Genomic DNA, 11011 nt, shown 5'->3' with positions numbered 1-11011 from the left:
AATGCACGGCTATCGCGCGCTCGAGGGCACCTTCCTCGGTGGCTGCCTGTTCAGCGGGCGCAGCGCGGGACGCGCCATCGCGGCCCAGCTCTGATCGGTGCTGAAGCCCGGCCACAACCCTAGACTGGGGTGAGAGACCCGTGAGAAGGAGCAACATGACCATGCCACCATCTGATCTGCAGGAACTGCTCGCGGTCGTCGACTCCGGCGCGCGCACCCGCTACGAGGTGTTCACGGGCCCCGCGCTGCCCACCCCGCACGGGCGGGCCTTCGGCGGGCACGTGCTCGGGCAGGCGCTCGTCGCGGCCGGGTTGACCGTGCCAGCGGGGCGCAACCTGCACTCGATGCACGGCTATTTCCTGCGCCCGGGCGACAGCACGCAGAAGATGACCTTCGAGGTCGCCGACCTCTACGACGGGCGATCCTTCTCCACGCGGCGCACCCAGGTCTATCAGGACGGCAACGCCCTGATGTCGATGATCTCCTCCTTCCAGAATGACGACGAGGGGCTTGAGCACCAGAGCGACTTCGACGTGGCCTCGGTCACGCCGCCCGAGGCCTTGCCCTCGGTGTGGGAGAAGTACGGGCACCTCGCCGACGAGGGCCGCGCCTCCTGGATCCTGAACCGCCCCTTCGACTTCCGCTACGTCGAGACCGACATCGTGCTGAGGGTCCCGGAGCGCACCGCGAAGCAGCTCGTCTGGATGCGGGCGCGCAACACCATGTCGGGCGGGGAGCTCATGCACCGCGCCGCGCTCGCCCTCGGCAGCGACTTCGTCCTGTTGGAGCCCATCGCCCGCAAGCACGGCTATCCCTGGGCGACCGCGGGCATGAAGATGGCGAGCCTCGACCACGCGATGTGGTTCCACCGTCCCTTCAGCGTGGACGAGTGGCTCCTCTTCGTCATGGACTCCCCCACCGCCCAGGGCGGGCGCGGCCTCGGCCGTGGCGAGTTCTACGACCAGGCGGGCCGCCTCGTCGCCTCGGTCGCGCAGGAGGGCACGATCCGGCCCCCGCGCGGCCGCGACGAGGCCTAAGCGCCGCGGAGCGCGGGCCCGGCTGCGCGGCCGGGCCCGCGGCGTGCCGCCTTTGAGAGCGGGAGCGTCTGAATCCGGGGGAAAACAGTATTTCTCTGCCGGAATCGTTCCGCCCTACGCTGGCCAGTGGGCACACCCCGTGCCGATGAACTGGGGGAATTTCTCGTGGCCGATCCGCAGACCTCGGCGGCGACGGAAGGACGTCCCGCGTGAAAATACTGCGCCTCGAAGCGATCCCCTACTCCATCCCCTACACGACCCCGCTCGCCTTTGCGAGCGGGCAGGTCGCCCACGCCGAACACGTCCTCGTGCGCATCCACACCGACGACGGCCTCGTCGGCGAGGCCGATGCGCCGCCGCGCCCCTTCACCTACGGGGAGACGCAGGCCTCGATGAAGGCGATCATCGACTCCGTTTTCGCCCCGCAGCTCATCGGGCTCGATCCCTTCGACCGGGGGAAGGTGCACGCGGTGCTCGGCCGAACCATGCACAACCAGGTCGCCAAGGGCGCCGTCGATATCGCGCTCTGGGATGTGCTGGGCAAGGCCCTGCGTACTCCGGTGCATAAGCTCCTCGGGGGGTTTCGCGATTCCATGCGGGTCTCGCACATGCTCGGGTTCCGTCCCGCGCAGGATTTGCTCGCGGAGGCGCAGCGTTTCCGCGAGGAGTACGGCATCAGCACGTTCAAGCTCAAGGTCGGCCGTCGACCCCTCGCGCTCGACATCGAGGCCTGCCACGTCCTGCGCGAGGGCCTGGGATCGGACGTGGAACTGTACCTCGACGCCAACCGGGGCTGGAGCGCCAACGAGGCGCTCGAGGTCCTGCGCCGCACCGCGGATGTGGGGCTCACCGCGCTTGAGGAGCCCTGCGATGCGAAGGAGGCGCTCAGCCGGCGCAGGCTGGTCCAGCAGTCGCCCATCCCGATCATCGGGGACGAGTCGGTGCCCACCGCGGGGGACGTGTCCCGCGAGCTCCTCTCCGGCGGCTGCTCCGCGGTCAGCCTGAAGACGGCGCGCAGCGGCTTCACCGAAGCCACCGAGATCCTGGGGCTCTGCTCCGGGCTCGGCGTCGACGTGACGATGGGCAATCAGATCGACACCCAAGTCGGCTCCGTCGCCACGGTCGTCTTCGGGGCGGCCCACGAGGCCACCTCGCGCCGCGCCGGGGAGCTCTCGAACTTCCTCGATATGTCGGACGACCTCCTCGCTGATCCCCTGCGGATCCGGGCCGGACGGATTCAGGTCCCGGCCCTCCCCGGCGTCGGCGCGGTCATCGACGAGGACAAGCTCGCCCACTACCGCCAGGACGCCACGTCCCCATCACCGCACTAGGAGGAGAATCGTGTTGTTTCTTGCCCGCATGGACGTCGCCTTCCCCGCGCACCTGAGCGCGGAGGAAATCGCAGAGTACCAGACCCGGGAGCGCGAGTACTCGGCCGTGCTGCAACGCCGGGGCACGTTGCGGCACCTCTGGCGCATCGTCGGGGAGTTCGCCAATCACTCCGTGTTCGAGGTGTCCTCCCACGAGGAGCTGCACCGGGTGCTCAGCGAATTCCCCATGTTTGCGTTCATGCGGATTCGCGTCACGCCGCTTGCCCAGCACCCGAACGCGCTCGAATAAGCGCGCTCGCCGCGACGAGGAACCGCGAGCGCGCCGCCCGGCGATTGCCGGGGGCGCGCTCGGGCGGGGCACACCCGTTACCGGGCGCGCCCGATCGAGAGGGGCTCATCCTGCCAGTCGGCGATCGAGTCGCGGCCCTCGGCGGACAGCCGCACCGGGCGGAGCGTCTCCCCGTCGACGAGCACCATCGTGCTGATGGCCTTCGCGAACACGGTGCGCGCGGCATCGTCCGCGCTCACGATCTCGTAGTGCACCTCGAGGCTGGAACCGCCGAGTCGGCCAATCCAGGCCTCGACCACGATCCGCGCCTCCGAGTAGTTCAGCACCGCGGTGAACTCGATCTGCTGGCTCGCCACCAGCATCTTCGGCCCCGCCGGGTCATCGGCCCGGAAGTGCTGCTCCAAACCGGTCGCCTCGCGGGCGGTGCCGAGCCAAAACAGCCGCACCCGCGCCTCTTCGAGGTACCGCGCGAAGGCCACGTTGTTCACGTGCCCGTAGGCGTCCTGGTCCCCCCAGCGCAACTCCAGGTCGATGTGTGCCCGCACGGCTTAGTCGCGGGTCAGCTTGCGGTACGTGGAACGCGACGGGTTCGCCGCGTCCGCGCCGAGGCGGTCGACCTTGTTCTGCTCGTAGGACTCGAAGTTCCCCTCGAACCAGTACCAGTTCGCCGGGTCCTCCTCGGTGCCCTCGTAGGACAGGATGTGGGTCGCGATCCGGTCCAGGAACCACCGGTCGTGCGTGATGACCACGGCGCAGCCGGGGAACTCGAGCAGCGCGTTCTCCAGGCTGGTCAGGGTCTCGATGTCGAGGTCGTTCGTGGGCTCATCGAGCAGCAGCAGGTTTCCGCCCTGCTTCAGGGTCAGCGCGAGGTTCAGGCGGTTCCGCTCACCGCCGGAGAGCACCCCGGCCTTCTTCTGCTGGTCCGGGCCCTTGAACCCGAAGGTGGAGACGTAGGCGCGCGAGCTGATCTCCTGGTTGCCGACCTGAATGTAGTCGAAGCCGTCCGAGACGACCTCCCACAGGGTCTTGTTCGGGTCGATCCCGCCGCGGGTCTGGTCCACGTAGCTGAGCTTCACGGTCTCGCCGATGCGCATGGTGCCGGCGTCCACGGGCTCCAGGCCCACGATCGTCTTGAACAGCGTGGTCTTTCCCACACCGTTCGGGCCGATGATGCCGACGATGCCGTTCTTCGGCAGCGTGAAGGACAGGTTGTCGATGAGCACGCGCTCCCCGAAGCCCTTCTTGATGTCCTTCGCCTCGAGCACCAGGTTGCCGAGTCGGGGACCGGCGGGGATCTGGATCTCCTCGAAGTCGAGCTTCTGGGTCCGCTCGGCCTCGGCGGCCATCTCCTCGTAGCGGTTCAGACGCGCCTTCGACTTGGCCTGGCGGCCCTTCGCGTTGGTGCGCACCCACTCGAGCTCGGACTCGAGGCGCTTCGCGAGCTTCTGGTCCTTCTTGCCCTGCACCTGCAGGCGCTCGGCCTTCTTCTCGAGGTAGGTGGTGTAGTTGCCCTCGTAGGGGAAGAGGCGACCGCGGTCGACCTCACAGATCCAGGTGGCGACGTGGTCGAGGAAGTACCGGTCGTGGGTGACGGCCATGACGGCGCCGGGGTACTTCGAGAGGTGCTGCTCCAGCCAGAGCACGCTCTCGGCGTCGAGGTGGTTCGTGGGCTCGTCGAGGAGGAGCAGGTCGGGCTTCTCCAGCAGCAGCTTGCAGAGCGCCACGCGGCGCTTCTCGCCGCCGGAGAGGTTCGAGACGATCGCGTCGGACGGCGGGCAACGCAGCGCGCCCATCGCCTGCTCCAGCTGCGAGTCGAGGTCCCAGCCGTCGACCGCGTCGATGGCCTCCTGCAGCTCCCCCATCTCGGGCAGCAGCACGTCGTAGTCGGCGTCGGGGTTCGCCATCTCGGCGGAGATCTCGTTGAAACGGTTGATCTTGCCCATGATCTCGCCGACGCCCTGCTGGACGTTCTCCAGGACAGTCTTGTCCTCGTCGAGCTCGGGCTCCTGCATGAGAATGCCCACCGAGTAGCCGGGGGTCAGCTTCGCCTCACCGTTGGAGGGCGTGTCGAGCCCCGCCATGATCTTCAGGATCGTGGACTTTCCCGCGCCGTTCGGGCCAACCACACCGATCTTGGCGCCGGGCAGGAAGGACATGGTGACGTCGTCGAGAATCACCTTGTCGCCGTGCGCCTTGCGCGCGCGGACCATCGAATAAATGTACTCAGCCATATTGTTTCCGGATGGTGCCCCAGGGCACGCCCGAACTCCTCTAACGTCTGCGGGTGGGAAAGCGGTTCAGCCCCCTATCCTATCCGGGATTCCTCAATCCTGGCGGTGTGCGAAAACGCTGTTTCTCACCGGATCCGTGTGCGAGCATGGACGCATGCCCAGCTCTCCGCTCGCCGCCATCCCGGACGGCCCCGTGCCCGTGCCCACCGCGATCCAGCGCATCGCCGGATCGGCGAGCATCACGCCGGTGTGGCGCAACGGCCTCGGCGGGCTCACCTTTCGCCTCGGCGAGGAGGGCGCCCCGGGCACCCGCTTCGCGAAGTGGGTGACGCACGGCACCCCGGAGCTCGATCTCGCCGCCGAGGCAGACCGCCTGCGCTGGGCCGGGCAGCACGGGGAGGGCACGATTCGCGTCCCCGAGGTGCTGGATCAGGGCAGCAACGAGGACGGTTCCTGGCTCGTGATGGCAGCGCTCCCCGGCCGCTCCGCGGTGCACCCGGACTGGGTCGCCGACCCGGCGACCGCGGCGCGCGGCATTGGGGCGGGGCTGCGGCTCTTTCACGACACGCTGCCCGTTGCCGAGTGCCCGTTCAGCTGGTCGATCGAGGAACGCCGCCGGGCCGCCCTGGAACACCTCGACGCCGGGTCCCAGCCCGCGGACTGGTCGCCGGAGCACCGGCACCTGACCGTCCCGGAGGCCCGGGAGCTGTTGGCCGACGCCCCGGAGATCGGCCGGCTCGTGGTCTGCCACGGGGACGCCTGCGCCCCGAACACCCTGCTCGCCGCGGACGGCAGCTACGCGGCCCACGTCGATCTGGACTCGCTCGGCGTCGCTGACGCCTGGGCCGATCTCGCGGTCGCCGCGTGGAGCACCGTCTGGAACTACGGCCCCGGCTACGAGGACGAGGTGTACTCCGGCTACGGCGTCGCGGCGGACCCGGAGCGGATCGCCTACTACCGGCTGCTCTGGGACCTCAGCTAGCGAGCTCCGGCCAGTCGGTCGTGAGGTACGCCTCGATCGCGCGGTGCTGAAAGCGGTACGCGGGCTTGCGCTGAATGACCGCGCGCGTGGTGTCGAGGCGCTGGGCAAAGGGGCCAGCGCTCGTGGCCCGCGGGTAGCCCATCTCCTGCGCGATCCGAGTCAGGTTTCGCTCCCGCTCCGGGAGGTGCGCCATCACCTCGACGAACTCGCGTTCCTTGCCCGAGAGCCGGTCGAGGATTCGTTCGACGTGCGCCGCCGCTTCCCCGGTCGCGGTCCCCCAGCCATGCAGGACTTCCTCGCGGGTGACCGTGTCACCCCGCCCGGCATTCCAGGCTTTTTCCCCGGCCAGCTGGAACAGGAACGGCTCCCCCTGGCACAGCTCGACGATCGTGCGGGCGGCGGCGTCATCGATCCTGACGAGCGCGGTCCCGCCGTCCTGCCCGGTCACCTCCCAGCCGCGCAGCACGAAGGACTGCAGGGCCAGGATGAGGTCGTCATCGGGGATCGGCGTCAGCACGGTGGTGTCGAAGCGGCGCGAGAAGGTCGCCCCGGTGCGGGAGCTGGCCGCCTCGCCAAACTCGGGAAGCCCGGTGAGGTAGACCGCGATGGGCAGGTGCCGCTCGTGCGGCACCCCGCCCGGCAGCATGATCCGTGTTCGGTAGGCGCTGGCGTCCCCGAGCGCGATGAGCAGCTGCGACAGCGCGTTTGCGTCCGTGATGTTCTGCACCTCGTCGAGGTGGATGAGCACCGTCTGATTCGCGGCGATCGCGGCCTCGCCCACCTCGACGAGGAGCTCCGTGAGCGCGACGTGCGGCACGACGCCCCCGTTCGGGTCGACCGAGAGCGACAACCCGCGAACCTCGACCTGGCGCACCCGGCCCAGGAGGTCAGCGATGCGGCGCTCCCGGGACGCGGCGAGCCCCGCGTGATCGGCGAGCCGGAGCACCGCGGCGGCCACGGCCTTCAACGGATCGGTTCCCGTGGGGATGCGCACCTGCGGGGTGACCCAGTCGCCGAGCGCGCGGGCCTGCTCCGCGATTCGGTTTACGAGCGTTGACTTGCCGAGCCCTGGCTCCCCCAGGATGGTCCGCCCCCGTACATAGAGCCCCGCGAGGAGGCGCGGGCGCACCTCGGAGGCCCAGTCGGTCAGCTGCTGGACTCGGCCCGCCCACACCTCGGGGACGGCATCGGCTCCGGGCATGAACGGGTTCGTAATCGGGGTGCGCATACGTTAAACTTAACAGATACGTGAACAAAATATTTAACTTTAACAATTTCCTGGTTCACGACTTTGGTCAGTTCTCCCGGAGAGAACCGCGCAGCTCCGCTGGGACGACGATTTTCTCAGGATTGACCTGAATGGCGATCTCACGGATCTTCCGCCCCGAGACCGCGATATCGATGACGCCGATGATCCCACCGCTGTCGCGGATCAGTAGCCCAGGCAGTCCGTTCACTCGGCAGGGGAGAAAACGCAGACCCTCGCGTCGTGTGCGTTGGATCGCCAGGAGTCCGAGCAGATACCCTGCCACTCGATCCGCCCCGACGATAGGGCGCAGGGCCGCCTTGACGGAGGCGCCACCGTCCGAACGCACCCGCGCTGAGGGGTCAAGGATACCGATCAGGGCGTCAAGGTTTCCCGTCGCGCTGGCCAGCACAAATGCCGCCCTGGCGTTCTCGTGTGCTTGGAGGTCTGGGGAGAGCTCCCGCGCACCCGCCATGCGCTTTCGGGCCGAGCGTGCGGCTTGCCGGCACGACTCGACGCTCCGGCCCACGGTCTCAGCAATCTCGACAAATGGCACCCCGAACGACTCGTGCAGGACAAAGCTCACCCGCTCGACCGGCGTCAGCGTCTCCATGGCCAGCACGAGGGCGAAACTCACGCCCTCCGCGCGTTCCGCAGCCTCCGCGGGAGTGTTCGGGGTGGCCCCCTCCGGGGACAGCATGGGTTCGGGGAGCCAGATTCCCCGGTACCGCTCTCGCTGCCGGGCTTGCCCCTTCATGACATCGAGACACCGGCGCACAACCACGGTCCGCAGCCAAGCAGCTGGCACACGAATCGCCCGTTGCTCATCAACGCTTAATCGAAACCAGCGTTCCGCCGTATCCTGCAGCACGTCCTCCGCGTCGTGCACCGATCCCAGCATTCCGTAGGCGACGCCGAACAGCACACGGTGCTCCGTGTTGCCCGGAGTGAGCCCCAGGGGCTGCCCTCGGTTCCGCCCCGCTCCGGCACCGCTCATCGCCAACGCGCCAATACGGGACCCGGCACTCGGGGAGAGGAGCCCGGGTGTCTCGCTTCCCCCACCGGCCACCGAAGCACGGCTTCGCAGATCCAGGCCCGATACCACCGCGCGAGCCTCCCCGTGAGCGTGACCCCCCAGGGGCGATCGTTGGCGAACACCGGAACGACGACACCGTTTCGCCGCCCCAGGCTCAGGCAACGGGTGATATATCCGATGCTCAGCGGCCGAGCCCTGCGCCCCCGCAGGTCAGCCAATAGCACCGAAGCGGCGTGACCGCCGAGGGGAATCGCGCTCGCACAGCTCATCCGGAGGTGGCGTCCACGGGGATCCTCAACGGTGGCCGCATCCCCCGCCGCGTAGAGCCTCGGACGTCCGGGGACCCGAAGAAACGCGTCCACGCGAACCCGTCCACTCGGGTCAGTTTCGATTCCCGAGTCCTTCGCCAGCGGCGACACGCGGAGTGAGCCCGCCCAGACGGTCACCTCGCGCTCCGAGGTGGGCAGGGTTCCGGGCTCCACCCGGTCACCGGTCTGGACACGCACCCCCAGTGCCTCGAGAAGCTCACGAATCCGACGCTGCCCCCGCGCAGGAACCCCGGCCAGCTGTGTGCTCGCACCCCGCAACGAGACCCGTTCCGCAGCCCCAGACTCGGCCAGCTCCGCGGCAAGTTCCACACCGGTTGCCCCGCCTCCGACGACGGTGATGTGCGTTGGCTTCCCCCGCCCGTCGTCTCCCCGAAGTGACGCCAGCACCTGCCGCAACCGATGCGCCTCCGCCCAGGTCTGCACCCCGTGCCAGTCTGGGTCAGGGGACGCCCCGACCGCGTCGCTCCCCACCGCAATCACCGCGGAATGATAGCCCAGGTGGCTTCGCCCGTGACCGGATTCGTCCCCGAGCTCGACGGTTCGAGCACCCGGATCAATCCGGTGAACCGTCGCGACAATCCGGTCGACCCCGGGGTGCAGCATCTCGCCCAGCGCGATCCGGACCTCGTCCCGTGTCCCCGCTGCGAGCTGATGCAGACGCAACCGATCCACGAGCTCCGCCCGTGGGCACACGAGCACGACCCGGAACCGCTCCGCCTCTGTCGGAGTCAGACTCGATCGGATTCGATTCGCCGCCGTCACCCCGGCATATCCCCCGCCGATCACCAGGAGTCTCCCCGACGAACCACCCGCTGTCGTTGTCTTCCGGTCAGTCATCGCAACGCCTCTCTGCTCAGGGAAACGGTGAGCACCGTTTCTGTGTCATCAGTACTGACGAAACAGAAACGAAAACGTGAGGCAGCATCGCGGGCAACGCAGTCCGGCAAGCACCATCGGATCAGCAACCTGTTGACAACGACACGGCGCACCGGGTCCGGTCGGGTCAGCCCAGCAAAGCCTGCGACCGCGGGCAACCACGCCCCATCGCAGCACCCGCGACACGGGAAACCGCCACACCGAGCCGCGCACGGAAGCACACCGGTTCCTCACTCCCCCGCAGCGACAGTGAGCACCAGGATAGGAACCATCTCGGCTCCAAGCAAGACCCTCGCCCCAGGCCGGTGCCGGCTACCAGTCGATCGCGCGCGTCTTGCCGATCAGGCAGAGGTTGGCCTCGGGGCCCACGACCGGCTCGACGGTCGCCGCGACCTCGCCCGTTTCCGTGACGACCTGGCCGAGCAGGCACTCCTGCCCCACGCGGACCGAGACGAAGATGTTGTCCGCTTTCAGGTTCGTCTTCGTCTCGTCGAAGGACACCTGCATCGCGGCCTTGTCGAATCCGGCGTCCACGAGCGTGTTCACGGTGAACTGACCCGTGATGTCGTCGTTCTCGCCCACGCGGTCCAGGGTGAACTCGAAGAAGGGCAGGTTCTCCTCGGCCGAGCCGCCCGCGACGAGCACGGGGTCCGGCGCGGCCGGGTCCTTGGTCGGCTTCGGGCGCTCCGCGGGCGGGGGCACGCAGGCCGTCAGGGTCAGGGCGAGGCCCAGTACCAGGGCGGATCCGAGGAAACGTTGAGTGCGCACCCCCGCAGTCTACGGGACGCCGCCCCCGCGGAGCCGGGAAGAACGCTCCGATGTCGGGAACGCACTGCCGAGGCCACAGCGACGCCGTTTCCTGCGCGTTTCGCCTCCTCGGCCGATCGGCGCGCACGGGGTACACTCGCCGCATGAGCCAGACTCGAGAACGCGGCAGCCCCAAAACCCGGCCCAACGATCAGGACCCGGCCGCGGTCATCGCGGCCCACCCGCACGAGGGTCGGCGCGCCGACGGCGAGCGCGTCCTCGCCCGCCTCGCTGAGATCACGGGGCAGCCCGCCGTGCTCTGGGGCGGGAGCATTCTCGGTTTCGGCGAGCAGAAGTATGACACCGCGGCGGGGATCCGGAGCACGACCCCCGTGATCGCCTTTGCGCTGCGGTCGACGGGGCTCGTGTTTTACGGGCTCCTCCCGGAGGCCCCGGACGCGGCGTGGCAGGCCCGTCTCGACGAGATCGGGAACGTGCGCGCCACGAAGGGGTGCGTGTACGTGACCCGGTTAGCCCGCGTGGACGAGGAGGCCCTGTTCCGGCTCGTCGCGGACGCCTATGCCCGGGAGACCGCGGCCGGCTGAACGTCCGGTTCGCCCGGGGTCGCTTGGCTGGGCTGCGTCCTCGGCAGGTGCCGGGGCGGCGGGACCGGTTGCGCCGCGTCGCTCGGGGCCTGCCCCGGCGCGCGGCGCAGGCTGCGTGCCTCCTGCCAGCGCAGGTCGTGACCGATGCTGACCGCGTCGACCTCGACGGTTACCCCGCCGCGTTCCCCGCCCGGGCGGGCGAGGAGCCGCAGGGTTCCCGTGAGGATCACGCGGTCTCCGGCGGCGAGGCTGCGTCGGGCGTGTTCGGCGAGCTGCCGCACCGCCGTGACCGTGTACCAGTT

Annotated in this window: 13 protein-coding genes; 6 read left to right on the top strand and 7 right to left on the bottom strand. The window is 68.9% G+C overall.

All coding sequences use genetic code 11. The annotated features are described in order from the left end of the window. The 4 genes from OOT08_RS18355 to OOT08_RS18340 form a co-directional block, all read left to right on the top strand. The coding region (locus OOT08_RS18355) for a hypothetical protein (protein WP_325094342.1) at positions 1-94 on the top strand (94 nt) is incomplete at its 5' end. 61 nt (positions 95-155) lie between these two features. Continuing rightward, positions 156-1037: an acyl-CoA thioesterase gene (locus OOT08_RS18350; protein WP_325094323.1), complete on the top strand. Its 882-nt coding sequence runs from the start codon at positions 156-158 to the stop codon at positions 1035-1037. Between the two features lie 209 nt (positions 1038-1246). Further along, positions 1247-2368, top strand: a complete 1122-nt coding sequence (locus OOT08_RS18345) for a mandelate racemase/muconate lactonizing enzyme family protein (RefSeq protein ID WP_325094322.1) — start codon at positions 1247-1249, stop codon at positions 2366-2368. Positions 2369-2378: 10 nt separating this feature from the next. Beyond that, the gene (locus OOT08_RS18340) at positions 2379-2657 is read left to right on the top strand and encodes a muconolactone Delta-isomerase family protein (protein ID WP_325094321.1); all 279 of its coding nucleotides are present in this window, start codon (positions 2379-2381) and stop codon (positions 2655-2657) included. A gap of 77 nt (positions 2658-2734) precedes the next feature. Here OOT08_RS18340 and OOT08_RS18335 read toward each other — a convergent pair whose 3' ends face one another. Both OOT08_RS18335 and ettA read right to left on the bottom strand, forming a co-directional pair. Further along, positions 2735-3202, bottom strand: a complete 468-nt coding sequence (locus OOT08_RS18335; protein ID WP_325094320.1) for an acyl-CoA thioesterase — start codon at positions 3200-3202, stop codon at positions 2735-2737. Between the two features lie 3 nt (positions 3203-3205). Further along, entirely contained in the window at positions 3206-4888 is a 1683-nt protein-coding gene (gene ettA / locus OOT08_RS18330; RefSeq protein WP_325094319.1) for an energy-dependent translational throttle protein EttA, read from the bottom strand. Between the two features lie 154 nt (positions 4889-5042). Here ettA and OOT08_RS18325 point away from each other — a divergent pair, with 154 nt between their 5' ends. Further along, entirely contained in the window at positions 5043-5870 is an 828-nt protein-coding gene (locus OOT08_RS18325) for an aminoglycoside 3'-phosphotransferase (RefSeq protein ID WP_325094318.1), read from the top strand. Here OOT08_RS18325 and OOT08_RS18320 read toward each other — a convergent pair. The 4 genes from OOT08_RS18320 to OOT08_RS18310 all read right to left on the bottom strand — a co-directional run bounded on the left by OOT08_RS18320 (position 5863) and on the right by OOT08_RS18310 (position 10125). Beyond that, complete coding sequence (locus OOT08_RS18320; RefSeq protein ID WP_325094317.1) at positions 5863-7098, bottom strand: ATP-binding protein; 1236 nt, start codon at positions 7096-7098, stop codon at positions 5863-5865. The genes OOT08_RS18325 and OOT08_RS18320 overlap by 8 nt on opposite strands. Before the next feature lie 67 nt (positions 7099-7165). Then, entirely contained in the window at positions 7166-8041 is an 876-nt protein-coding gene (locus OOT08_RS18315; protein WP_325094316.1) for a sigma factor, read from the bottom strand. Between the two features lie 68 nt (positions 8042-8109). Continuing rightward, positions 8110-9318 carry an NAD(P)/FAD-dependent oxidoreductase gene (locus OOT08_RS19280; RefSeq protein ID WP_442916287.1) on the bottom strand — a complete coding sequence of 403 codons (1209 nt, stop codon included), beginning with the start codon at positions 9316-9318 and terminating at the stop codon, positions 8110-8112. 351 nt (positions 9319-9669) lie between these two features. Further along, positions 9670-10125 carry a DUF6993 domain-containing protein gene (locus OOT08_RS18310; RefSeq protein ID WP_325094315.1) on the bottom strand — a complete coding sequence of 152 codons (456 nt, stop codon included), beginning with the start codon at positions 10123-10125 and terminating at the stop codon, positions 9670-9672. A 143-nt stretch (positions 10126-10268) separates the two neighbouring features. On the opposite strand from OOT08_RS18310, the gene OOT08_RS18305 reads away from it, so the two are divergent. After that, complete coding sequence (locus tag OOT08_RS18305) at positions 10269-10709, top strand: DUF1801 domain-containing protein (RefSeq protein ID WP_325094314.1); 441 nt, start codon at positions 10269-10271, stop codon at positions 10707-10709. Here OOT08_RS18305 and OOT08_RS18300 read toward each other — a convergent pair. After that, the coding region (locus OOT08_RS18300; RefSeq protein ID WP_442916286.1) for a single-stranded DNA-binding protein at positions 10682-11011 on the bottom strand (330 nt) is incomplete at its 5' end. The two genes, OOT08_RS18305 and OOT08_RS18300, sit on opposite strands and share 28 nt — an antisense overlap.

The organism is Leucobacter sp. M11, assembly GCF_035726885.1.
In the GTDB taxonomy this organism is placed as follows: domain Bacteria; phylum Actinomycetota; class Actinomycetes; order Actinomycetales; family Microbacteriaceae; genus JAPFRB01.
This window is presented reverse-complemented; position numbering and strand designations above follow the sequence as displayed.

What these genes read in the sequence shown, in the direction of transcription:
- OOT08_RS18350 (WP_325094323.1), top strand. Translation starts at nt 156, where the DNA reads ATGACCATGCCACCATCTGATCTGCAGGAACTGCTCGCGGTCGTCGAC.
- ettA (WP_325094319.1), bottom strand. Translation starts at nt 4,888, where the DNA reads ATGGCTGAGTACATTTATTCGATGGTCCGCGCGCGCAAGGCGCACGGC.
- OOT08_RS18325 (WP_325094318.1), top strand. Translation starts at nt 5,043, where the DNA reads ATGCCCAGCTCTCCGCTCGCCGCCATCCCGGACGGCCCCGTGCCCGTG.
- OOT08_RS18320 (WP_325094317.1), bottom strand. Translation starts at nt 7,098, where the DNA reads ATGCGCACCCCGATTACGAACCCGTTCATGCCCGGAGCCGATGCCGTC.
- OOT08_RS19280 (WP_442916287.1), bottom strand. Translation starts at nt 9,318, where the DNA reads ATGACTGACCGGAAGACAACGACAGCGGGTGGTTCGTCGGGGAGACTC.
- OOT08_RS18305 (WP_325094314.1), top strand. Translation starts at nt 10,269, where the DNA reads ATGAGCCAGACTCGAGAACGCGGCAGCCCCAAAACCCGGCCCAACGAT.